Annotated in this window: 18 protein-coding genes, 1 tRNA gene and 1 other RNA gene; 12 read left to right on the plus strand and 8 right to left on the minus strand. The window is 41.4% G+C overall.

Annotation, left to right across the window (positions count from 1 at the left end; all coding sequences use genetic code 11):
- Positions 1-75: 75 nt before the first annotated feature.
- Positions 76-1,680, minus strand: coding sequence for an iron uptake porin (locus tag ACR5KR_RS11315; protein ID WP_448266586.1), 1,605 nt, complete (start codon positions 1,678-1,680; stop codon positions 76-78).
- Between the two features lie 388 nt (positions 1,681-2,068).
- Between ACR5KR_RS11315 and ACR5KR_RS11320 the strand changes: the two genes are divergently transcribed.
- The 5 genes from ACR5KR_RS11320 to ACR5KR_RS11340 all read left to right on the plus strand — a co-directional run bounded on the left by ACR5KR_RS11320 (position 2,069) and on the right by ACR5KR_RS11340 (position 5,558).
- Positions 2,069-3,010 carry a metal ABC transporter substrate-binding protein gene (locus ACR5KR_RS11320; RefSeq protein WP_448270166.1) on the plus strand — a complete coding sequence of 314 codons (942 nt, stop codon included), beginning with the start codon at positions 2,069-2,071 and terminating at the stop codon, positions 3,008-3,010.
- 78 nt (positions 3,011-3,088) lie between these two features.
- A complete protein-coding gene (locus ACR5KR_RS11325) occupies positions 3,089-3,865 on the plus strand; it encodes a metal ABC transporter ATP-binding protein (RefSeq protein WP_448266587.1) in 777 nt (258 codons plus the stop codon).
- Positions 3,866-3,876: 11 nt separating this feature from the next.
- Entirely contained in the window at positions 3,877-4,746 is an 870-nt protein-coding gene (locus tag ACR5KR_RS11330; protein ID WP_445626469.1) for a metal ABC transporter permease, read from the plus strand.
- Positions 4,747-4,820: 74 nt separating this feature from the next.
- A tRNA-Phe gene (locus tag ACR5KR_RS11335) sits at positions 4,821-4,893 on the plus strand.
- Positions 4,894-5,171: 278 nt separating this feature from the next.
- Positions 5,172-5,558 carry a hypothetical protein gene (locus ACR5KR_RS11340; RefSeq protein WP_334866878.1) on the plus strand — a complete coding sequence of 129 codons (387 nt, stop codon included), beginning with the start codon at positions 5,172-5,174 and terminating at the stop codon, positions 5,556-5,558.
- 183 nt (positions 5,559-5,741) lie between these two features.
- On the opposite strand, the gene ACR5KR_RS11345 is transcribed toward ACR5KR_RS11340, so the two are convergent.
- Complete coding sequence (locus ACR5KR_RS11345; protein ID WP_445626468.1) at positions 5,742-7,076, minus strand: lipid-A-disaccharide synthase; 1,335 nt, start codon at positions 7,074-7,076, stop codon at positions 5,742-5,744.
- Positions 7,077-7,620: 544 nt separating this feature from the next.
- Between ACR5KR_RS11345 and ACR5KR_RS11350 the strand changes: the two genes are divergently transcribed.
- Both ACR5KR_RS11350 and ACR5KR_RS11355 read left to right on the plus strand, forming a co-directional pair.
- On the plus strand, positions 7,621-10,005 hold the full coding sequence (locus ACR5KR_RS11350; protein ID WP_448266588.1) for an ATP-binding protein: 2,385 nt from the start codon (positions 7,621-7,623) through the stop codon (positions 10,003-10,005).
- A gap of 110 nt (positions 10,006-10,115) precedes the next feature.
- Positions 10,116-11,417, plus strand: coding sequence for a hybrid sensor histidine kinase/response regulator (locus tag ACR5KR_RS11355; protein WP_448266589.1), 1,302 nt, complete (start codon positions 10,116-10,118; stop codon positions 11,415-11,417).
- A 72-nt stretch (positions 11,418-11,489) separates the two neighbouring features.
- Here the strand turns inward: ACR5KR_RS11355 and ACR5KR_RS11360 are convergent, their stop codons facing one another.
- The gene (locus ACR5KR_RS11360) at positions 11,490-12,041 is read right to left on the minus strand and encodes a 2'-5' RNA ligase family protein (protein ID WP_448266590.1); all 552 of its coding nucleotides are present in this window, start codon (positions 12,039-12,041) and stop codon (positions 11,490-11,492) included.
- A gap of 211 nt (positions 12,042-12,252) precedes the next feature.
- On the opposite strand from ACR5KR_RS11360, the gene ACR5KR_RS11365 reads away from it, so the two are divergent.
- From ACR5KR_RS11365 to queF, 5 genes are all read left to right on the plus strand, one after another.
- Entirely contained in the window at positions 12,253-12,519 is a 267-nt protein-coding gene (locus ACR5KR_RS11365) for a YciI family protein (RefSeq protein ID WP_289795594.1), read from the plus strand.
- A gap of 37 nt (positions 12,520-12,556) precedes the next feature.
- An RNA gene (gene ffs / locus ACR5KR_RS11370) (signal recognition particle sRNA small type) lies at positions 12,557-12,653 on the plus strand.
- A gap of 25 nt (positions 12,654-12,678) precedes the next feature.
- Complete coding sequence (locus ACR5KR_RS11375) at positions 12,679-13,062, plus strand: phasin family protein (protein ID WP_445626435.1); 384 nt, start codon at positions 12,679-12,681, stop codon at positions 13,060-13,062.
- Between the two features lie 160 nt (positions 13,063-13,222).
- Positions 13,223-13,624, plus strand: coding sequence for a hypothetical protein (locus ACR5KR_RS11380; protein ID WP_448266591.1), 402 nt, complete (start codon positions 13,223-13,225; stop codon positions 13,622-13,624).
- Positions 13,625-13,738: 114 nt separating this feature from the next.
- Positions 13,739-14,128, plus strand: coding sequence for a preQ(1) synthase (gene queF / locus ACR5KR_RS11385; protein WP_448266592.1), 390 nt, complete (start codon positions 13,739-13,741; stop codon positions 14,126-14,128).
- Between the two features lie 413 nt (positions 14,129-14,541).
- Here queF and ACR5KR_RS11390 read toward each other — a convergent pair whose 3' ends face one another.
- The 5 genes from ACR5KR_RS11390 to ACR5KR_RS11410 all read right to left on the minus strand — a co-directional run bounded on the left by ACR5KR_RS11390 (position 14,542) and on the right by ACR5KR_RS11410 (position 22,298).
- On the minus strand, positions 14,542-17,838 hold the full coding sequence (locus ACR5KR_RS11390) for a two-partner secretion domain-containing protein (protein WP_448266593.1): 3,297 nt from the start codon (positions 17,836-17,838) through the stop codon (positions 14,542-14,544).
- Between the two features lie 49 nt (positions 17,839-17,887).
- Positions 17,888-18,484 carry a hypothetical protein gene (locus ACR5KR_RS11395; protein WP_448266594.1) on the minus strand — a complete coding sequence of 199 codons (597 nt, stop codon included), beginning with the start codon at positions 18,482-18,484 and terminating at the stop codon, positions 17,888-17,890.
- Positions 18,485-18,871: 387 nt separating this feature from the next.
- Positions 18,872-19,969 (minus strand): phosphate ABC transporter substrate-binding protein PstS, encoded by a 1,098-nt coding sequence (gene pstS, locus ACR5KR_RS11400; RefSeq protein WP_448266595.1) that lies wholly within the window; start codon positions 19,967-19,969, stop codon positions 18,872-18,874.
- A gap of 159 nt (positions 19,970-20,128) precedes the next feature.
- Positions 20,129-21,526, minus strand: coding sequence for a cytochrome c biogenesis protein (locus ACR5KR_RS11405; RefSeq protein ID WP_448266596.1), 1,398 nt, complete (start codon positions 21,524-21,526; stop codon positions 20,129-20,131).
- Between the two features lie 31 nt (positions 21,527-21,557).
- Entirely contained in the window at positions 21,558-22,298 is a 741-nt protein-coding gene (locus ACR5KR_RS11410; RefSeq protein ID WP_448266597.1) for a cytochrome c biogenesis protein CcdA, read from the minus strand.
- Between the last annotated feature and the right edge of the window lie 307 nt (positions 22,299-22,605).

The raw sequence follows: 22,605 nt of genomic DNA on the forward strand, positions 1-22,605 counted from the left end.
AGTTCTATTTTTAAACCTATACCCAAAAAAAGACGCAAAAGATAAATTTGCGTCTTCTTTTAAAATTTTAAAAAATTAGAAACTGAATGTGGTTCTTAATGCACCAATAACAACATCATCATTAGCGTCGTTATGATCTGGAGATGTTAACCAGATGACTCCAGGAGTAATGGTGATATTGTCACTCAGCTTATACTGGTAGAACGCCTCAAGATGATAGGATGTATCAGGATCGCTATCCAAACCTGCGATGTTAGAACTTGTCACTTTCGGCTCCACACCAGCGATGATACCTGCTAAGTTACCTTTTTTACCGAGGTCAGGAAAGCCCAAGGTGACAGCATAGTTCCAAATATCAACGTCTCCACGAGTTCCTCTCAAGCTTTGGCTGTTGGTGTATCCAGCCCAACCACCCAAGACAATGTTATCAGTGATGCCAATGGATGCTTCGACACCGTAAGAATTACTGGAAAATCCTACTTGATCTTCTGGTAAACCCTGGATAGCTGCTATATCCTGGAAAGTGGCAGCATTACTACCTGTGAGTAGTGGTTGATTGTAGGAATTGATGTAAGTTAAACCGATAGAAATGCGATCGCTTGGTTTAACTGTCAGCTGTGCCAACGCACCATAAGAACCATTGAACAAACCATTATTGGGCGTAGGGTCATTAGCTGTACCACTCAAATACCCTAGACTCAGTGCCAATTTCTCATTGAACTCGTGCGTTACTGCCAACCCCGCGCCATTTATCTGATTATAAATTGGGTTGCGTGTACCAAACGTGGACAAAGCACCAAAGGAGCCATCACCGTCAAAGAGATTGACAGTACTGGTAATATCATCTGCTGCGGCTGCGTTGACAAGAGCAGTAACCTCTGTTTTTTCACCCAGAGGGAATTTGTAATACAAGGCATCTATAAAAGCATTAGTGGTACCATCCTCGCCAGCAAAAAATAAGTTCCCCTCTGGCGTACCGATGTTAGGACTGAGAATATTATCAGCCTGGATTCTGGTGAACAGCGTATCTTTTCCTGTAAAGCTGGTCACGAATTGTATCCGCGCCCGTAACCCTAAAGTTGTATTCTTATCTGTAATTTCCGCACCGTTAACTGTATTTCCTGACAAAACATCGCTAGCGACTGCGACAACTTCTGCTTGCAATTTAGTTGTGGTTGAGAACTGATTCGCCTCCAATTCAGCAGTTCGCGCTTCTACTGCATCTACACGGCCTCGGAGTGTCGCCAGTTCGGCGGAAAAATCTTCTTGCAGCTTTTGTAATGTGGCTAAATCTTGTTTGTTAACTAAATCGCCAGTGGCTGTCGCAATAAGTTCGTTAACGCGATCGAGACAAGCATTCAAACCAGCAGCAAACTCATATCGCGTTAATGCCCGATTACCGCGATAAGTGCTATTTGGGTATCCTGCAATACAGCCATAGCGCTCAACCAAGGATTGCAATGCTTGAAATGCCCAGTCGGTTGGTTGTACATCAGAAAATTGAGACACGGAGGTAACTTGCGCTTTTGTCTCAACTTTTGTGTCTGGATTAGCTAAAACTTGCACTTGATTGATTTCAGACATGCTAGAAGTTTCACCTGCAAATGTAGCAGTATTCACAAATAGCATGACACCGCAGACTGCTGGACTAACTAGCAGATATTTCCAGAATTTTTGCATTTCTCTCCTCACACCGATCTCCAACTCACACCCAAACCACGTTTTTTAAACGTGTATTTTATGAGAATATTTGTCAGCAATCTTATCAGAAGAGAGGAAACTTTTTAACAAAAAAAGTCAACAAACCCTAATTATTTAGGGAAAACTAAATTGCAGAGGGCTGTACCGTCTGAAAAAGTTTTGTTGTTACTCATTACACAGCAAACTCAGAATGATATTATGTACTTAAAATGAGAATGAGAATTATTATAGTATAAAGTTGTCAATAGGAATTTTGACAGAGGCAGAGTCAGCATCCGTTTTGGAGGCAAAATACGTGATTGTGAATTGCACAGAAGTTAGAACAGGTAGGCAAAGAAGCGGCATCTTGCCCATAATTGCTCTGCTAATGTTGTCGATGGCTACTGGGTGTAGTCAATCGAATCCAAATCAGGGAACAACTTCCGAACAGTTGCCGCAAGCACAAGAAGCTGCTTCTATCCCACAGGCGCAGTCAGGAAAAACTAAAGTAGTAGCGACATTTTTGCCGATATATTTGTTTACTAAGGCAGTAGCTGGGGATGTCGCAGATGTAGAAATTCTAGTGCCACCTGGTACGGAGGTACATGAATACCAAGCGACACCAGGAAATGTCAAAGCGATCGCTACTGCTAAGGTATTAGTAAAAAATGGTTTAGGCTTGGAGGAATTTCTGGAAGGTACTGTCAAAAATGCCCAAAATCCCAAATTAACTGAAATTGATGCAAGTATTGGTATTAAACCCTTAAATGAAATTTCACCTGTCGTAAAAACAACGCCAGATGAAAAAGACCGCGAACAAAGTCAGGGTAATCCTCACGTTTGGTTAGATCCAGTTTTAGCAAAACAGGAAGTAACAAATATTCGAGATGGATTAATTGCTGCCGATCCGAGGAACAAAGCTACTTACGAAGCAAATGCTACAGCTTATATTAAAGAATTAGAAAGTTTAAACAGTGAATTTCAGCAGACTTTACAGAAAAATCCCACTTGCACCTTTATTACCTTTCATGATGCGTTTCCATATTTAGCTAAACGCTATAACCTCAAGCAAGTTGCTGTGGTACAAATTCCCGAAGATCAACTTTCACCAACAGATGTGCAAAATGCCGTCAGCGCCGTGAAAAAATACAAAGTCAAAGCTTTATTTAGCGAACCAGGAGTAGATAATAAACTGCTGAACAGCCTCTCTAAAGACTTGAAATTAAATTTGCGTACTCTGGATTCTCTAGAAACTGGCGAAACAGATCCACAGCATTATTTCAAGGCAATGAAAGCGAATTTGCAAACTCTAGAAACATCGTGTAAATAGATTTGTCATTTGTCAGTTGTCTTTTGTCTTTTGCAAATGACCAATGCCCAATGCCCAATGCCCAATGCCTAATACCCAATGACTAATGACATTCCTATTTTGAAAGTAGAAGGATTAACTGTTTATCAAGGCAGCTATCTAGCTGTTCGAGATGTTTCCTTTGAATTATTGCCAGGAACAGATACAGCCATCGTTGGCCCCAATGGTGCTGGTAAAAGTACCCTGGTAAAAGCGGTTTTAGATTTGATACCTCGAAGTGCTGGGACGATTGAAATCTTGGGTCGTCCAATTTCCAGATTGGGGCATTTACGCCACACGTTGGGTTATATGCCACAAAACTTCATTTTTGATCGTAGCTTTCCCATTTCTGTCAGCGAATTGGTGGGACTGGGATGGACTAAAGAAGGAAAAAAAAAGAATTCATTTTTCTCTAAATTGTGGAAACAAGACCGAGAAAAATCGGCAGCAGTAACAGAAGCTTTACGGCGAACTGATGCTTATCATTTACAGCATCAAGCTATTGGTACTCTTAGTGGCGGTCAACTGAAGCGGGTTTTATTGGCTTATTGTTTGGTAATGCCTCGGAAACTCTTGGTACTAGATGAAGCTTTTGCTGGTGTTGATGTGCAAGGTGCAGCAGATTTTTACGCTTTGCTAAATGAATTAAAGCGAGAGGAAGGTTGGACAGTATTACAAGTTTCTCACGATATTGATATGGTAAATCGGCATTGCGATCGCGTGCTTTGCCTGAACCAAAGCATTGTTTGTACTGGTAAGCCAGAAATTGCCCTTTCACCGCAAAACCTGTTAGCAACCTACGGCCCAGGTTTTAGCCGCTACCAGCACCAACATTAATGCCTATAAGTATGAATTTCTTCAATGATTGTCAGATAACTTGGCTTGCGATCGCCAATATTAATGATTTGGTAAGCTTATTAACATTCCCTTATATGCAGCGTGCGATCGCAGGTGCTGCATTGATGGGAATACTTGGCGGGATGTTGGGTAGTTTTGTCACCTTGCGCCAGTTATCATTTTTCAGTCACGCAGTTGGTCATGCAGCATTAGTAGGTGTGGCGTTAGGTGTACTGCTACAAATAAATCCTACTTGGATGCTGTTACCTTTTACCTTAGTTTTTGGGGTTATTGTTCTTTACTTTATCGATAAAACCGACTTAGCTAGCGATAGCGTACTTAGCATAGTGCTATCTGGGGCATTAGCGATCGGTTTAATTCTCACGAGCCTAATTAAAGGATATCGTGGCAACTTGATGGCTGTACTGTTTGGGGATATTCTAGCGATCGACACCACAGATTTGATTTTGACGCTGCTAGTACTTGTGGGAGGTGGCATATTTTTATTATCAACTCTGCGACAGCAAATTTTATTGACCCTTAACCCCGATGTCGCCCAAGTTCAAGGTGTTCCCGTCCAATTGTACCGCTACGCTTTTGTAGTCTTGCTTTCACTCGCCGTTGCTGTCGCGATTAAAGCTGTTGGCGTTTTATTAGTCAACGCCTTTTTGGTCATTCCCGCCTCTACCGCCAAACTGATGAGTCACCACTTTAGCCGCTTTCTAGTCATGTCGGTGATAGTTGGTTCCATTAGCAGCATTGCTGGGATCATTGTGTCAGGTATTTTCAACTTTGCTTCTGGGCCAAGTATTGTTCTTGTCCAATTTCTACTATTTGTAGCCGTTTTCATCTGGTTTAAGTTGAGTTTGAAAGCTGCATAACTATTTTTCTCCAAAGACTTGCTATATTCTTTTATCTTTGCTACATTGATTAATCGTGGCTCACAAAAGCCCCAGCCGGGATAGCTCAGTTGGTAGAGCAGAGGACTGAAAATCCTCGTGTCACCGGTTCAAGTCCGGTTCCTGGCACTATATTAAACCCCTTGAAATATAATAATTTCAAGGGGTTTGTGGTTTGTAGGTACTAGCTTATATAGGAAAACTGTTGTAGCTTAAACTAAAATGTGAGGTATTTTTTGATACCTTTAGATAGAGAATGAGTGTAAAACGGGTGTAAACAAGCTAAGAAGCTGGATATTTACTAAGTAGTTGAAATCTTGTGAGCTTTTATGCTTAAAATTGCACAAGAGGTTTATTTAGCATCTACTGACAGCTAAAGTTAACCCTTTGCAGGATTCACCTAAGCAATGCTGACTGAAATTTTACCTTTCCGTTTTGAGTTAGACACGATCGCGATCGCTGGAGCGAGTTTGTGGTCATTGGCGCTATATCTAGGTTTTTCCAGAGTCAATGAATGGGTAATCGAGCAACTCAATCGCTGGTTTAACTTTGCCGAGCGATCGCTCTACACCAGCCAGTCAGAATTTGAAAAGACTCGTAAAGCCAGAGAATCCCAAAATGCTTTCTACGCCTCACTGTTTAGCATTGTGCCTTTTTTGGTAGTCGGCACTTTATGTAACTGGGGTCTGGAAATTAGTTTAGGCGAGAGTTGGGGAATTAGTACAGGTATATTAGCCTGTATGGGTGCTGGCATTTATGAACTTGGGCGCAGGGATGGAGAATCTTCAGATTAAGCCAGAGTGAGTTCGATGAACCTCTCCGAAACCCAAAGGGAGGAGTAGCGAAAAATTCAGCTTTTGCTCCCCTCTCCGTGTCGGAGAGGGGTTGGGGGAGACGTCAAATAATACTTGTCTAACTCACGTTAAGCCAGAGTAAAAATTAGGGGGATGTTGCTTTGATTACTCCCTCATCTTTCCCTACTTCCCAATCTCCTCACCAACAATCTGTGCTATCTTCTGCGCTGCACCGTTTTCACCGCGAATATTACGGAGTTTAGCGCGCATATCATCCAATTTTTCTGGATTCGCCAAAAAATCTAAAACCATTTCTCCAATATCTTGTGGTTGAACTTTACCCATAATTTCTGGGACTATCTCTTCTTGTGCCCAGATATTTGGCCATGCTAATAAACCTTTACGTCTCACAAATCTCAGAAATGACCAATTGATTGCCTTAGCGCATAGCGTACCGACTACTGGCAGATTTGCCAACAATCCAGGTAAACCATCCCAAGAACGCATAGCGTCAAGTTGCTGCGTTGGTAGTAAAACAATCATTGGCACTCCTAAAGCACCAAGTTCAGCAGTGTTTGCCCCCACCGTAGTTAAGCAGATGCAGCACTGGGATAATAAGTGATATGCAGGGTTTTCTTGCCACAGTTCTACAGTTAAGCCCGTTGCTGTTTTGAGCAATGCCTTGCCTTGAGCATCCTCTGGGATAATTAAGGAAGCACCGCCAAAGCCAAAGATTTCAGCAATAGAGTTCTTTTGGGGATTGGCAAAACTAGCTAAAGTTGGTAAATCCAAAGTTGGGGCTACAGGAATCACAAATCTGATTTGCGGTCTTTTTGCATGAATGTATTCGGCAATAGCTAAACATAATGGTACTCCTTGGGCTAATTTTGCTGCTTTTGAACCAGGGAGTAAACCAATCAATTCAGTCTTTTGTCCTACGCTGTGGGAAGTCACTGACGCGTTTATGTCATTAGTCATTTGTCCTTTGTCATTTGCTAAGGACAAATGACCAATGACTAATGACTCTTGACTACTAGCTTCTAGCATCAAATCACCGACAACAGTGAATTTCTGAGCATATTTTGCTGGGACTTTGGCTGCTACTTCGGGTTTCATCACACCAAAGCGATCAATCCAGTTATGCCATCTGGCTTCCCATTCGGCGTAAACAACTGTGCGATATCCGAGCTTTTTGCCTATAATCACTGGAAAAATTTGATCGCCGCCCAAAAAAACGATAACACCGCGACTTCTCCAATCCCAATTTTCAAATGTTTTACCCCAAAGCAAAAATTGCCAAAAATGTTCTGCTCCCTGAACTCTATCTACTTCGGGGTAAGAAAGAGCGATCGCTGCTTCTTTACCACTGGCATTTGAGCAAGGCGATAATACCACAGAAATCCTCACTATAGAACGGTCATCCCCTAGTTCTTGCCGCAACGCCTTTACTACTGGACGCACCCAGGTTGTTACTTCACCTGGGCCATTTGAAAGGATCAGAATATCTACTTGAGTCATTAGTCAAAAGGCAAGTATTACCTAATTGGTTGTTATGTTACAGGTATATACTGTAGCTTGTTAATCAGATTTGATAACCTCTTTCACATTCAATTTGCATAGGGTCGGCAGTCATTTAATCGCTACCAATGTCACCTAGATGGCGACTCTTGGCTTTCGCCTGTTACAAAATAATCCAAATTTTTGATTTTAAATACCTGTTTTACTAAATAAAGTTGACTATTTACCGATACTTAAATATCAGTAATATTATCTAATTTATCAAGAAAATTATAACGAGAAATTTGATTATTATATTTTTGATAAAGTGTATTTTTTGAACTTACTCGACGATCGGCCTATACATACTTCACAATACAGGTCTTTAAAGGATAGTTAGCAAAGTTTAGGGTATTGACAATCGCAGCTATGGGTAACAATCATAATTGCGATTATTAATAATTTTTTGGGCAATCTAAATATAGCCCTTTTTTTGCTTACAAAACCCATTGTTTAAAGGGTTAAGCCTGCGATCGAAGGCAACTCCAGCCCATCTGACACCAAAATGTATTCTTCACGGAATTTACCAATCCGATTTATTATTGGCGGCACTACTCTTATTGTGAGTATTTCTGCTTATTTTAGCTATCAGGCTGCTCGAAAAATAACGCTACAAGACTTGAGAGGAAAAGCATTTTTAGAGGTACAGAGAGGAGTTGATGAAATTGAGGAGTGGTTACATATTCGCAAAGTCGAGGTGCAAACCCTTGCTCATACTTCAACTGTACGCTCCTTAGACTGGTCTTTAGCAGAACCTTATTTAAAGTCAGAAGTTAAGCGGATCGATGAATTTTTCTTTTTCCAAATAGTTACCCCGGATGGTTCGTATTTTAATACTAAAATTGGTCGGTCAAATAAGAATGTTAAGGATCGAGACTACTTTCAAAAAGCACTAGCAGGAAAAAGCAACATTTCCGATCCCTTTATTAGCCGTTCCACAGGTATTCCTTTAATTGCGATCGCCACTCCAATCTGGTCTGATTCTCCTACCAATCGTTCACCGATTGGAGTTTTCCACGGCAATGTTAAAGTCGATCGCATTGCAAAGGTGGTCAACTCTTTGCACTACGGCAACAACAGCTATGCATTTGCCCTCAATTCCCAAGGAGAAGCGATCGTCCATCCCAACTCAACCTTAATGTCAACGGTAGAAAAACCCGCACCCAGCCTGCTGAAAATTCCAGATCGCAATTTAAATGCGATCGCGCAGCGAATGGTAAACAAACAACAGGGAATTCAGTTGATGGAAATTGACGGCACTAAAAAGTATGTTGCTTATATGCCGTTACGAGAAACTAATTGGTCTGTGGCTTTGGTAATTCCGCGTCAAAACATTGAATCTCGGCTACAATTTCTCGATCTGATCGCCCTAATTGTGGGCGGATTAACAGTGACGATGATCGCTGTCTTGTGGCAGGTACAAGCTTTTGAACAAGCTCAACTGAAAAAATCTAAAACAGCGGCTGATACCGCAAACCGGGCTAAGAGCGAATTTTTAGCCAACATGAGCCATGAACTGCGAACGCCCTTGAATGGTATTTTGGGTTGCGCTCAAATTTTGCTGCGTTCCAAAGCTTTGCCAGAGTCAGAGCAATATCATGTAAATATTATTGAACAGTGTGGCTCTCATCTACTGACTCTAATTAATGACATTTTGGATCTTTCCAAAATTGAAGCGCGAAAACTAGAACTGAATCCTCAAGATGTGCATTTTCCGTCTTTTTTACAGGGTATTGTAGAAATTTGCCAGATTCGGGCAGAACAAAAAGGCATTTTGTTTGTCTATGAACCCGCAAGCAACTTACCCACAGGGGTTCATGTCGATGTCAAAAGGTTACGTCAGGTTCTTTTGAATCTGCTGGGAAATGCCATTAAATTTACTGATGAGGGTAAAGTTAGCTTCGAGGTTGAGGTAATCGATCGACTGACTGCTGATGGGCAGATGGAGAAATATCACATTCACTTTAGTGTAAAAGACACAGGAATTGGCATAACTCCAACCCAATTGGGCAACATTTTTTTGCCATTTGAACAAGTAGGTGAAAAAAAGCATCAGATAGAAGGGACAGGGCTGGGTTTAGCTATTACTCGGCAGTTGGTGCAGATGATGGGTAGCGATATCCAGGTTAAAAGTGAGATTGGTCAGGGTAGTACTTTCTGGTTTGAAATTGCGATCGCCCAAGCCAGCGAATGGGTACAGTCTGCGATGGCTGTATCCAAGGGACAAATCATTGGCTTTACAGGTAGACCCCGCACCATCTTAATGGTGGACGATCGCTGGGAGAATCGCACAGTAATTACAAATTTACTGCAACCATTGGGTTTCAACGTAGTTGAAGCCAGCAACGGTAAAGAAGGTTTAGAAAAAGCGATCGCCCTGAAACCAGACCTAGTGATTACAGATTTGCTGATGCCAGAAATGGATGGGTTTGAATTGATTAAACACCTGCGTCATACCCCAGATATCCACGATATCAAGATTATCGTCTCTTCTGCTAGTGTCTTTGAAGCCGACCAAAATCGCAGTCTGCAAGCAGGAGGTGACACCTTTTTGAGCAAACCTGTACAGGCAAATGAATTACTGCATCAATTAGAGTGCAATTTAGGTTTGACATGGATTTACCAGCAATCTGAGGAACAAAAAATTAATTCTTCGCCTACAACACTTGATAGTTCACCAGATAAATTGACTCTTCCTTCCCCCGATATATTGCAGGAACTGATGAATTTAGCCAGTAAAGGTAACTTCAATGACATTTTAAAATGGGCAGATAAACTAGAGGAAACAGACGCAAAATTCGCTCTCTTTGCTAACCAATTGCGGCAGCTAGCGAGGCAGTTTGACGAAGATTTAATCCTTAACTTTTTGAACGAAAACTCAAAAGATTAATTTCCTTAAATTTATTTATGTGGATTTTATGCCGTGAATTTTGAATTGGGAGTGTTCTCCTTTAGCGTTTTGCAAATAAGCAACGTGAATCAATATAGGATAGAAATTTTATGACAGTAACTATAGGCGATCAAAAAAATTCCCTAAATAGCGATCCTAGCAGAGGAATTATTTTAGTCGTGGACGATAACCCTGCCAACTTACAAGTTTTATCGAGCTTTTTGGATCAGTCTAGCTTTGAAGTTTGGGCAGCTCGCAGTGGTGAAAAAGCCATTCAGAGATTAGATAATGATAATTTACCTGATTTAATCTTGCTTGATATCATGATGCCGGGTATCGATGGGTTTGAAACTTGTAAATACCTCAAAAGTGAAAGCAATCCTCGTGTCCGGGATATTCCGATCATTTTTATGACTGCTCTTTCCGATACTGCTGACAAGGTTAAAGGATTACAATTAGGAGCTGTAGATTATATTACTAAACCTTTTCAGTATGAAGAGGTCTTGGTGCGAATAGAGCATCAACTGAAGCTGAAAAATTTGACGAAAACCTTGATAGACAAAAACGCCGAATTACAACAGATTCAAACCCAACTGATTCAAGCAGAAAAGGTCGCAACCTTGGGTCAAATGACAGCAGGAATTGCCCATGAAGTAAATAATCCCATCAATTTTATCGCTGGAAACTTGAATTTTATTGAAGAGTATTTCCAAGAAGTTATTAATTTGCTCGAGTTATATCAGAAATATCTACCCGATCCTCCAGATGAAATTCAAAATGCTATTAAAACAAAAGATATCAATTATTTGTTAAATGATTTATCCAAAATTATTCAATCTATGCAGATAGGTACAGCTCGCGTTACAGAAATTGTCTCATCCTTGAATAAGTTCTCTCGACACGGAGAAGCAGGTAAAAAACTAGCTAACCTGCATGAAGGTTTAGAAACTACACTACTCATTCTTGGACATCGACTGAAAGCAAATGGTCATCGTCCAGCAATTAAATTAATCAAAGAATATGGAGAATTACCACTTGTTGAGTGCTATTTAGGCGAACTAAATCAGGTTTTTATGAATTTGATTAGTAATGGAATTGATGCAATTGAAGAAATCCAAAAAAATCAGTATTTTGATGAAAACTTTCGACATAGTGGGACGATTTGGATTAAAACGGAAGCAATTGGAGAGCAAGTTATTCTCAGAATTGCAGACAATGGCTCAGGAATCAGTGAAGCAAATCGGACAAAGATATTCGATGCTTTTTATACTACAAAAGCCATCGGTAAAGGAACAGGACTAGGTTTATCTATTGCTTACCAAATTGTAGTTAACAATCATCACGGTAAGCTAAATTGCCATTCAACACCAGGTGAGGGTACCGAGTTTGTGATTGAATTACCTATTCGATAAATTAGAATCCCAAATTCTACCCACATCGGCATTGAGAAAATACTTGCAATGGCTGAATTATCGGTTAAAAGCTCAATTACTACCAGAGAAAAAAGCAAACTCTCGTTTAATATTCCAGCGCTTCCCGTCGTGAAGCAGCAAGGTTAATTTGTCAGCAGTAAACTCAAAATGCAACTGGCGATTTTCAAATTCTGGCCAAGCAGCTTTAAAATTCTGCTTTGTTAAATCCCGAAATGCAACCGTTAAATGAGGTGCAAAAGGGCGGGTTTTAGAAACCTTGTCAACAATTCTCAAGTTGCTTTCTGTATAAGCCATTAAATCAGCTTGCAAAGTTAAAAGTTCTTGACTTCTGACGACATTAATGTATATGACACGAGGTACAAAGGCATCAAACCCTTTAAGTGTAATTGCTACTGGCTGTTGTCCACTGGCAAACTCCTTCAAGGATGCTTCTAATAGTGGCAAGTTAGCATCTGCCCATTCAAAGGGCGGTTGCAGGGTAATATGAGGCGGAGACTTTAGCGCCCCGCTACTAGCATAGCGTGAGGCAAAGTATTGCTTAATCTTGTTGGCGTAGTCTTGAATATCTTGCGGTGGTAGGAGGGCGATAAAAAAACGGCTCATTCAATTTCAGATTTTGGATTTGAGATTTTGGATTATAAAATCATTGTTGTTGAGTATTGAACGGCAAACGCTCAAAGGATATTACAGATATAGCGGTGCGTTAGGCTAAAGCTATAACGCACTTCACTTAAAATTTATTGTATTTGATACTCTTTCATCAGCACTGGGTACTTTACGTAGGCTGTCTGTTGTAACTGGAGTTAAGAAGCCAATGCCGTGGTTTGTAAAAATTGAAGAAGGGAAAGTCGATAAACCTACCTTTGACCAATATGTACCTGCTCACAAAGCCTACATTCGGGAATTAATTACTAAAGGACACAAAGCGCGAACAGGCTATTGGGTAGAGCAAAGAGGCGGAATGTTACTGTTTGAGGCAGCCTCAAAGGAGGAAGCAGAAGCGATTGTAGCTGATGACCCCTTGGTAAAACACGGCTGCGTCAACTATCAGCTTTATGAATGGCGAATTGTTATGGAATGACACACACTTACTGAATTTTCATGTTATGTTTATATAAGACCTGGATCTATGCGATCGCAACACCCAAATCTTGTCAGAACCGGAAGGTAGCAGCAACACGGGAGGCTTGTGGTAGGCGTAGTCTCCGGGTCGCCCTATTTTTAGGAGCGGTCAGTAACAATGCCTGGTTTTGGAGATATTGTTCAAAAAGCTTTTTACCTCGGTGTTGGATTAGCTTCTTACGCGGGTGAGAAAGCAGGGGGAAAATTAGCCGAAGTGCGATCGCAAGTCCAAAAACTGGCAGATGAAATGGTGGCAAAGGGCGAAATGAACACAGAAGAAGCCCGCCGCTTCGTTGAGGATATGATGAAGCAAGCCCAACAAGCCCAACCATCTGTTGAAACCTCACCAGAAACGCCCCCTTCTCAACCTCGCCGCATTGAAATTTTAGAGGAAGATGAACCAACGGTGAAAGAGGCGTCAAATGATGAGAATGTAGATAAATTGCGCGATGAAGTGCTAAAACTGCAAGATGAGTTAAAACGATTGCAACGCGATCGCTAAAAAAAAGCATTCTTTGAGCGCAATATTAAGTAATAAGTGGCATTTTGACATGACACTTCGGATAAAAACTTGATAAGATACATTGCTTAGTGTGTATTTTAGTGCTTCAAGCCAGATAACACAAAGCGTCCTGTTTAGAGCCTGCAAAGGTGTCAAGTTTATGGAACAGTGGCAAAAAGATTTAGTAGAAATCGTCGAAACAGTGGCTGATGAAGTAGAGCGCTTCTTCCTGGGAATGAGTGAAGTGGTAGACGCACTTTTTGAGCTAACAGAAGAAGTCACCGAGCAAGTACATAATAATATTGTTACTGAAGTCGATCAGTATCTACAGGATTTGGCTGAACCGATGTTAGAAGCTTACTGGGAACTGGAAGACATGGTAGCAGATGTAGATCCGGGTTTTCCTTATTCAGTTGAACCTACATCTGAAAAAAATCCTGCCTGTATTGGTTGTAGTCATTACCACGGTCAAGTTTATGGTGGTAATTTATTAGTTTATGCTATGCATCCCCACGGGTGCGAAGATGAGAATTGTCCAGACTGGGAGAAGGAAGAGTATTGAAGGGGAGTTAGGAGTTTGGAGTTTGGAGTTTGGAGTTAACAAGCTACAAAATTACTAAAAGGACGTAAAGATAAGTAGAATAACTAATGACAAATGACAAGTGACAAATGACAAATGACAAACCAAGAAATGAAGTATGGCGAACGCGACATTGCCGAAGGTAAACTAATTACCTTTCCGAATCCGCGTGTGGGGAGGCGATATGACATTAACATTACTTTGCCGGAATTTACTTGTAAATGTCCGTTTTCCGGTTATCCTGACTTTGCGACAATTTATGTTAGCTATGTGCCTGATGAACGGGTAGTGGAATTAAAGGCACTCAAACTTTATATTAATAGTTACCGCGATCGCTACATTTCCCACGAAGAATCTGCTAATCAAATTTTGGATGATTTTGTAGCTGCTTGCGATCCGTTGGAAATCATTGTAAAAGCAGATTTTACGCCTCGCGGTAATGTACATACTGTGATTGAAGTGCGTCATCATAAGTACCCAGAATGAAACCTTTGGCTTTTAGAGAGGATTTTAGTCCTTTTTATAAGACGCTAGTGATACAAAATCAGGACTGAAATCCTGACTAGAAATATTTTTGAAAGAAGGTTGATTAACCGGACAGGATATATATAAGTAAGTGGGCGGCAAAATTTACAAGTATGTAACGTAAAGTTAACTAAAGCGATTAGAGTTAAATTTTACACGTTTTGTACTGTAATCTCCTTTTTCTCCCTTAGCTTCAATTTAAATATTCGTTCTTATTAGTTTTCTTGTACTATTTTATTTACATTTTGTTGATGTGTGACAGTTGGGGTGCGGAATGTGGGTTCAAAGCATCCGTTACAAATTCTTGGCCATTTGTTACTTTTATGACTCTTGGGTTTCATAGGAATTGTTCCCCCTACTCTTGGGATAATGAATCATCGACTACAGGACATAGCAGAGGGAATAGAAGAATTTTGGGGATATTGAGCCACAAGAATAACATCACCTTTACCATCAACAATCCATCCTTGAGCCTCCACAATCTGATTAGTAGATTTGGTCACAAATGTAGATAATTTATCCGTGACTCTCTGTGTTGCTTGTGGGGGCAAATCTACCCAACCAGTAATTACTGCTCGTCCCCGCAGAGGCTCGTTGGGGCTAAGGGGTAATCCACCGCGTCCTGTGGCAATAAAACGACTGGCGGTTTGTCGTCCTCTGGGAGTGCAGCCTTGAGCGATTTGTTGGGATGCATCGACCAGGTTAGAAGGTAGTTGAATTAAGCCGCGACTAGGGTCAGTATCAGGTGTGTTGAGATTTATCTCACCATTTAAGGAAGGCTTGCTTTGGGAGATGGCAGTGATGTCACTTGTTAGCAACTGACTAGGATTTAGCTTGTTCGGGTCGGTTGTTTGCAACTGCTGTTCGAGCTCTTGCCGACTGCGCGGCTGTAGCCCAAAGATGCCAGCAGAGTTGATAATAACTTTCCCGCCGCTACCCTCAAAGGCGTTGGCAGTGATATCGCTATTTTCGTTGGGAACTGCAACGATAAAGCCTCGGTAATTTGGGAGGTTATTGATAATGATGTTACCGCCATTGCCACCTAATTTGTCTGTACCTGCATTGGTGGAGATTTGACTGTTGCGGCGGAGTAAAAGTAAGTCGCTGTTGACGTTGATGTTACCGCCGTTACCGGATGCAGATTCGGCGTTGAGTTTACCTTTGTTGTCTAAAATAATTTTAGGTGAATTGATTTCGATGTCGCCTGCGGTTCCTGAACCAGTAGAACTGACAAATAAGCCACTGCTAACGCCGATATTTTCTACCCGATCGCTAAAGTTATTAACTAGGTCATCATAATTAAAATCACTACCACTAATTATTACCTTATCAGTAGCGTTGACAGTTATTTTACCTGCATCTCCTTGCCCTGAAGTACTAGCTGTCAGTGCAGCACCATCGATGATTTCTAAGGAGTTGGTGTATAAATTAATATCGCCGCCTTTACCTGTTGAGTCTTTGCTGGTAGCAGTCGTTAACAGGCTCCGACCCACAACATCGTTGAGGTTGGAGCCTTCAAGTGAAGTTCCACTCAGTTTTATAGAAGTGGCATTAACAGTCAAGGAACCCGCATTCCCTTTCTCTACACTGGTTGTTGAAACTGATGCTTGTGCCCCATCTTGGATAAACAACTGTCCAGTCTTAATTACCAAGTTTCCGGCATTTCCTTGACCTGTAGTCCCTGTAATTATACCACTAGGAAACGGACGATCCTTTACGACGTTAGAGACTAAGCCTCCACTAATTCCAATTAGTTGCTCTAAGACATCGGCGGACACTCCTTGCTTTGAAGTGCCGAGAAGTTCTACAGATTCGGAGGCGTTGATAGTTAAATCTCCGCCTTTTCCCAAGCTAGAAGTACCCGATGAGATGATTCCCCCATCACTGACTATTAACTTTTTAGTAGTAATAGCCATACCGCCCGATTTTCCAGATCCCTGTGTTCCACTAGCTAAGACGCTAGGAACATTATTGTCTGTGCCGATGCCTTTTATTTCTACTAACTTTGAAGCATTCACAGTTAATTTTCCTCCTGGCTGCTCTCCACCAGTACCTGCTGTCACCCAGGCCCCATCACGGACAATTAATCTGTCAGTATCAATAGTTAAGTCGCCTCCTTGTCCCAAACCTCTAGTTTCATTACGCAATCCACTGGGAACTCTATCGCCTATGGTGAACAGTCCTAGTCCTTGGGGAGCATCATTAGCTGAGGTGCCACTAAGTTCTATAGAGTCTTTTGCGTTCACGAATAAATTTCCGGCTCGCCCTGGGGTAGTACTCCCTGCCGATATTACTGCCCCATTAGAGACAATTAACCGCCCAGTTTCAATGGTCAGGTTTCCGGCATTTCCACTTGCAGTAGGTAGAGAAGAAATTATAAAATTTTTTAAATAAGGAGGAGCATTACGAAGATTCTGGGCAAGAAGATTCTTGACATCCAAGGAAGCGGAAAACAAGCCAATTGGAACAGGAAAATTGGAAGAATTATCGGCGGAATTAATCGGAACATTGATGTCAATTGTACCGTTTGATGAGGAACTGCCAGTTAGTTCTATTGAGTCAGAGGCTTTCACAGCCAGATTCCCAGCACTACCACTAGAAGTAGTAGCAGTCGCTACTATTCCATCTTGAATAATCAATTTTCCTGTGTCAACAAGTAAATCACCGCCATTCCCCCTATCAAAAACAGCATTGTAAACAAAGCTATTTTTTACCGTTAATGCTCCTTTGGCACTGAGCATAATATCTCCTGCTTGAGCGTCATCGATACCTGCAAGTAGGCTGATGCCAGCACGCAGGCTACTTCTGTCTAAAATATCTATATTCTGAGCGTGGATAGCAATACTACCGCTACCGCCAGAGGCGACATTAACTTCAGCGCCATTGGTAAGCGACACATCTGCTGGCGCTATGTTAGCCGGAAAATTTAAGCTGAAATTATCACCACTGATATTGAGATCGACTGTCCCCTCTTGTGCTAATCCTCCTAACTCCACTCGCCCACCCAAGGCATTCAAGGAGCCACCATCTATTCTCACGTTGCCACCTATAAGCAGCAAACTACGATTATCGTCAACCCCTAAACCAGCTGAGTTATTTTGAATTGGGGCAGCAATTTGATTGAACAAAAATGCAGAAGGATTTACATTCAACAGTCCGGTTGGCAGGTTTTTAACCGGATTTGCACTGAAAATGTCACCATTAGCCAACCCGATGGCATTTGCTGTTGTTCCTACAAACGAACCGTTGAGACTCAGGCTGGCATTTGGTCCAAAGATGATCCCATTGGGATTAATCAAAAACAGGTTAGCATTGCCCAATACTCCCAGAGTTCCTAGAATTTCAGAGCCTTTATCTCCTGTAACTCGACTCAAAATGTTCTTAATGCCGATAGGATTAATGAAATAGACTCCTTCTTTTTCTCCAATATTAAATTCCTTAAAACTATGCAAAAGATTAGCTCCTCTAGTGACTCCACCATCGATCAGGATACTAGATACATCTTTGTTTAACGGAATAATACTAGGTTTAACAATAGAATTTTTAGCTAAGGTATCATCGGCTATGGGTTGGGCAAGAGCACAATTGATAGAGGCTGAGATTGCACCATCAATAATTAACAAACTCTCTAACGCCAACAACCAGTTCCAATCTTTCCAGTTAATAAACATTCAGTAAACTTAACTCCATAAAGCAACAACGCCTAGTTCGTACATTGCATTACAAAAAAACAGAAAACTGTCCAATAGCATTAAATGGAATGTTGAATTGTGTAATGTCAATTAAACTACCCGGAATCTGCACTAAAGAAGTAACGCCCTCCACAATACCAACTAAGTCTCCCGATAATGTAGAGATGTTTAAACTTCCGTTTATTACTTGAGAGGTGTAGTTCTGTGCTGCTCCTTCTAGCACAATCTTGTCACTTCCTCGCTTAAAGTTCTGGATTAGAGCATAATCTGTATTACCGCCACCAACGTAAAATTGTTGAGGCGTGGAGGTTAATGAAGACAAAGTAGGATGGCCAAGGAGGAATACATCTTGTCCTTGGGTGCCAATTAGGGTATCAATCTGACCGACTCCAGCAACTGTCGATCCATTTGATAAAACGTCAAAACCAAGTCCAGCAATGAGTTTGTTACCTTCACCAAAGCCAGTTACGGTGTCATTTCCGTTGGTTCCAAAAAAAAAGCCAAAGCGATCGTTCTCAAATTGTCCAACCTGTTCATAGTGTTGTAGTCCTGAGGTAAAAGAGCCAGCATTAACAGCCGCCGCTACATCAGGGTATGCTAGCAAGTAAGCTTGTTCATTGAACATAGCAATAGCCTCCAGATAGTAATGGGAATATCAATCAAAAAAGTACTATTTGGTCAGGGTCTGGAGTTACTTCCATTAAGTTAGAAGCTCTGAAGTTAATTGAGCAAGTGTACAATTCCTAGCCAAAGCACTCTAAGGAGCAAAATCCAAATCACCGGACATTGCACCCTCCACCAAATAACAGCACTAAACTTCAGTCAACTAGGAATAAAGTTATTAGCTGTTTCTTATTTCATAATAAAACTGTAATGATTATTGGGTTGCTAAAAAATTTCTTATTCTTTACAAAGTTTATAACTAAACGCAATATCTGAACTATCTCCCCTGCTCCCTTGCCTCTTTTTCAACCATTTAGTCTATGTTGCATCCAAAGGAGAACTGCTATATTTATTCAGCAATTTTCTTGACAGCAGATTGCACTTGCAGCACAACTTTTTTTGATAAAGGAATATACCCAAGTTCCAAACTGGATTTTTGCCCGTCAATCACAGCCCAATTTACAAAGTTTTTTAGTGCTTGAGCTTTAACTCGGTTTGGATATTGGTGATAAGTTAAAAGCCAGCTGTAAGTGACGATGGGATAAGACTGGGTACTTGTAGGATCGGTGATAAAAGCAATCAAATTATCACTTGGTAATTTTACTGCTTCTAAAGTTTGTGCTACAGATGCTGGTGTCGGCGTAATATAATTACCGGATTTATTTTCTAAAGCAGCCACAGAAAGTTTATTTTGTTTGGCGTAAATGTATTCTACATAGCCAATAGCTCCTGGTATCTGTTGAATCAGGGCGGTAACACCTTCGTTACCCTTTCCACCAATTCCTATTCGCCATGCTACAGATTTACCAGCCCCAACTTTGCTTTTCCATTCCGCACTTATGGCGCTTAGGTGTTGCGTGAACACGCTTGTAGTTCCACTACCATCAGTTCGGTTTACAACTTGAATTGGTAAATCGGGCAAACTTACACCTGGATTAGCTGCACCTATTCTAGGATGATTCCAATTCTTAATTTTTCCGAGAAAGATATCTACGTAAACTTGGCGTGGTAGCCTGAGAGTAGGTGGCACATTCACTTGAGGCGACTGCCGTATAGATGGTGTCAGGTTATAAGCTAACACAATAGAACCAGCAGTTATTGGCAAAGCAATTACTCCCCGTTTTACCTTGGCTGCTTGTTCCCTTGTAATTCCCACATCACTAGCTGCAAAATCTACAGTCCCGTCGATGAGCTGTTGCACTCCAGCACTGCTTCCTATAGCTTGATAGTTAATTTCTATATTGGGATTTTGCTGGTTGTAATCTGAAAGCCAACGCTCATACAAAGGTGCGGGAAAACTTGCCCCAGTACCAACAAGGGAAACACGCTTGATGTTTTTTTGCTCGGCAGTGCAAGAAGCAATACTCAACAAGATAGCGATTAAAGGTAGAAGGCAAACCCGTCCTTGAGATTGAAGTTTAGCAGATATAGAAATTTTTTGTTCCAATGTTTAATAAATACCTCTAGTAATTTCAATGTTTGTAGGTGTGTGGGTGTAATTAGTTGTAAATAATTTTGAAACGCAAAGGGACGCGGAGGTTAACGCAAAGGTACGCAAAGTCATTCTCTGCGTTCCTGGAGCGATTTACTTTGCGCCCTTCTGTGTTTAAACTTCAATTGCTGCCTCTTTCTCTTCACCTTTTGGCTGGGAACTCAGCCGATCTAAAATTTCTAAAACTTCTTGTTCAAAAGCAACTTGGGCGCGATTAGTTTTGCCACCAATATACAAGCGATCGCCTTTTTGCAATGCCCAAATTTGCGAGTGTGAAAAGTAACTCATTACCACACCCAGCATGAGTAAGCCAAACCCTGTGTAAACAATTGGGATGCCTGGATCGGCTTTAATTTGTAAGCCGGTGCTACCAATTACATCCAAAATTTTCAGCTTCACGCCATTAACTTCCGCGAACATCCCCGCGCGGACTGTATCAACAAGTTTGCCAGTGGCATCATAAATTAATACCATTCCTTGCAAGTCTTTCGCTAGCAAAGAGACACCCTCACTCAAATCTGGTTTAGTCGGAACCCAGGTTCCCCAAATCCGCCCGTTACCGTTGGTGTTCAATTGCGCCATTGGCAGCTGAAATATCGGGCTGTTGTTAAATTGGACGCGAACACCTGCAATTCCCCAATCAGTTTGATAGAAAGTTATGCCATGATAGCGCAGAGGTTCGTTGACAAAAATCTTCTTATGGTCAACTTCCTCTCCTTGATTATTCAAGACAGACATATCGGAATAAAATTGATCGATGCCGCCAGATGGTGTGTAGTCAATCCAAAAACGATTGACGCGCACAGACCAATCTTTCGGGACTTGCGCTGCGGCTAAAGGTCCAGCATCGACAATATTTGTCACTTGAAATGTATCGCCACTAGCAACCATTTCCTGAGCCAGAAACCCAGTCATCGCGCCCCAAATTCCCCCTAGCAAAATAGCAACGATACCAATATGAACAATAATTGGGCCGATGCGTCCGACTATTCCCTTGCGGGCGTAAAGAAGATTTGTTTTTTCTTGATTTGGAAAAATTTTATAGTGGTGTTTTTGTAAGATTTCGCTGAGGGAATTTAGAGAAGCAGTATCTAGTTCTGCACTCAAAGCTAATTTTTGAAATTGTCGTGGTTCTTCGTAATATTTCCAGCGCTGGGCAGCTTTTAAAGCTGGTAACTGACGGGTAAATGAACAGGCAGTTAAGCTAGTGCCAAATAAGATCAGTAATGCCAGAAACCACCAAGTACGATATACGTGGTCTAACCCAACTACTTGAATTACTTTCCAAGTTAAGAAACCAAATAAAGCTGGATGTTCTGGGTAATTGGCTTGGTAAAATGCGGGTGATTGACCTTGCTCAATGACAGTACCGGTAGAGCTAAAGATGGCAATCAATAGCAGTAGTGCGATCGCTAATTTTAAGTTAGTCAGTACGGGCAAAAGCTCTTGGCGTAAGAACTGCCCAGGTATCGCCCACCATTTTATTTCTTTGGACGCTGAATCTTCTATCATTAGGTGTAAAATCTAATACAACGTATTGATATTAAAAACTGCCAAGGGGAATCCGAGAAATTAAGGAAAATACACCGAATCCTACCAATAGTGCCCCACTAACTGGGTTAATCCAGCCAGACCAGCGACGCAATTCTAGTAATTTTTTAATTGAAGCTGTAAAAGTACCCGCCAAAATCAACGGTGCCACATAACCGGCTGTATAAGAAAGTAGCAAAACAGCACCTAAAATTAAGTCTTGTGTACTAGCAATCCAACTTAACAAGCTCGCTAAAACAGGCGTGCTACAAGGGGATGCGACTAAGCCGAAAGTCAGCCCCAGCAAATAAGAACGCAATCCTGCTGGCAAATCTGGCGAAATCCAATTGGTTTCATTCAAGGATGGAAATTGTAGAGGTAGTGCTTCTAATAAGTTCAGCCCCATGAGAATGGCGATAATGCTGACGATAATCGGCAAACCAATTCCCACTTGACCGTAGACTTTTCCAACAAAACCTGCTATGATACCTAGCCCTGCTAGGGTAGTTGCTAAACCTAAAGCAAACCAAGTTGATTGGGCAGCTGCTTGCAAGCGGCTTTTGGCTTCATAACCACCAATGTAACCAATGGTAATTGGCAGCATCGAAAGCATACAGGGTGTAAGACTGGTAAGCAAGCCAGCAACAAAGATGATGCCAACGCTTACCCAGCTAAGGTGTGTCAGTTGGTTAGAAACAAGGCTGTTGGCAAATTGTTCTAGTTGGTAAATTTGGGTTTGCAGGTTATCAAACATGGGGAGTCTCTGAGCGGAAATGCTTACTCTGCTTGAATTGTAGCTTAGTTTTGGTTTTTGAGTCAGGATAACCAAAATTATCGCAACCTGATATCATCTAAATTTCATCTCCCCAAAGAAATAGACCTCTTGGCAAAAGTGCTTTTTGCACTCTTGGGGAAAAGGTTTTGGTTAAAGGGGAAGCAATACGGTTCGGATAAGCATTTTGAACTCAAAATAACGTGAGTTCGATGAACCTCTCCCCAACCCCTCTCCGAGGCGGAGAGGGACAGAAATATTCTTAGTTGACAACGAAAAAATTAGGGTT

This window comes from Nostoc sp. DSM 114159 (genome assembly GCF_053470285.1).

What these genes read in the sequence shown, in the direction of transcription:
- ACR5KR_RS11340 (WP_334866878.1), top strand. Translation starts at nt 5,172, where the DNA reads ATGCTGACTGAAATTTTACCTTTCCGTTTTGAGTTAGACACGATCGCG.
- ACR5KR_RS11410 (WP_448266597.1), bottom strand. Translation starts at nt 22,298, where the DNA reads ATGTTTGATAACCTGCAAACCCAAATTTACCAACTAGAACAATTTGCC.
- queF (WP_448266592.1), top strand. Translation starts at nt 13,739, where the DNA reads ATGACAAACCAAGAAATGAAGTATGGCGAACGCGACATTGCCGAAGGT.
- ACR5KR_RS11380 (WP_448266591.1), top strand. Translation starts at nt 13,223, where the DNA reads ATGGAACAGTGGCAAAAAGATTTAGTAGAAATCGTCGAAACAGTGGCT.
- ACR5KR_RS11390 (WP_448266593.1), bottom strand. Translation starts at nt 17,838, where the DNA reads ATGTTTATTAACTGGAAAGATTGGAACTGGTTGTTGGCGTTAGAGAGT.
- ACR5KR_RS11365 (WP_289795594.1), top strand. Translation starts at nt 12,253, where the DNA reads ATGCCGTGGTTTGTAAAAATTGAAGAAGGGAAAGTCGATAAACCTACC.
- ACR5KR_RS11360 (WP_448266590.1), bottom strand. Translation starts at nt 12,041, where the DNA reads ATGAGCCGTTTTTTTATCGCCCTCCTACCACCGCAAGATATTCAAGAC.
- ACR5KR_RS11395 (WP_448266594.1), bottom strand. Translation starts at nt 18,484, where the DNA reads ATGTTCAATGAACAAGCTTACTTGCTAGCATACCCTGATGTAGCGGCG.
- ACR5KR_RS11325 (WP_448266587.1), top strand. Translation starts at nt 3,089, where the DNA reads ATGACTAATGACATTCCTATTTTGAAAGTAGAAGGATTAACTGTTTAT.
- ACR5KR_RS11350 (WP_448266588.1), top strand. Translation starts at nt 7,621, where the DNA reads ATGTATTCTTCACGGAATTTACCAATCCGATTTATTATTGGCGGCACT.
- ACR5KR_RS11315 (WP_448266586.1), bottom strand. Translation starts at nt 1,680, where the DNA reads ATGCAAAAATTCTGGAAATATCTGCTAGTTAGTCCAGCAGTCTGCGGT.
- ACR5KR_RS11345 (WP_445626468.1), bottom strand. Translation starts at nt 7,076, where the DNA reads ATGACTCAAGTAGATATTCTGATCCTTTCAAATGGCCCAGGTGAAGTA.
- ACR5KR_RS11355 (WP_448266589.1), top strand. Translation starts at nt 10,116, where the DNA reads ATGACAGTAACTATAGGCGATCAAAAAAATTCCCTAAATAGCGATCCT.
- ACR5KR_RS11405 (WP_448266596.1), bottom strand. Translation starts at nt 21,526, where the DNA reads ATGATAGAAGATTCAGCGTCCAAAGAAATAAAATGGTGGGCGATACCT.
- ACR5KR_RS11375 (WP_445626435.1), top strand. Translation starts at nt 12,679, where the DNA reads ATGCCTGGTTTTGGAGATATTGTTCAAAAAGCTTTTTACCTCGGTGTT.
- ACR5KR_RS11320 (WP_448270166.1), top strand. Translation starts at nt 2,069, where the DNA reads ATGTTGTCGATGGCTACTGGGTGTAGTCAATCGAATCCAAATCAGGGA.
- ACR5KR_RS11330 (WP_445626469.1), top strand. Translation starts at nt 3,877, where the DNA reads ATGAATTTCTTCAATGATTGTCAGATAACTTGGCTTGCGATCGCCAAT.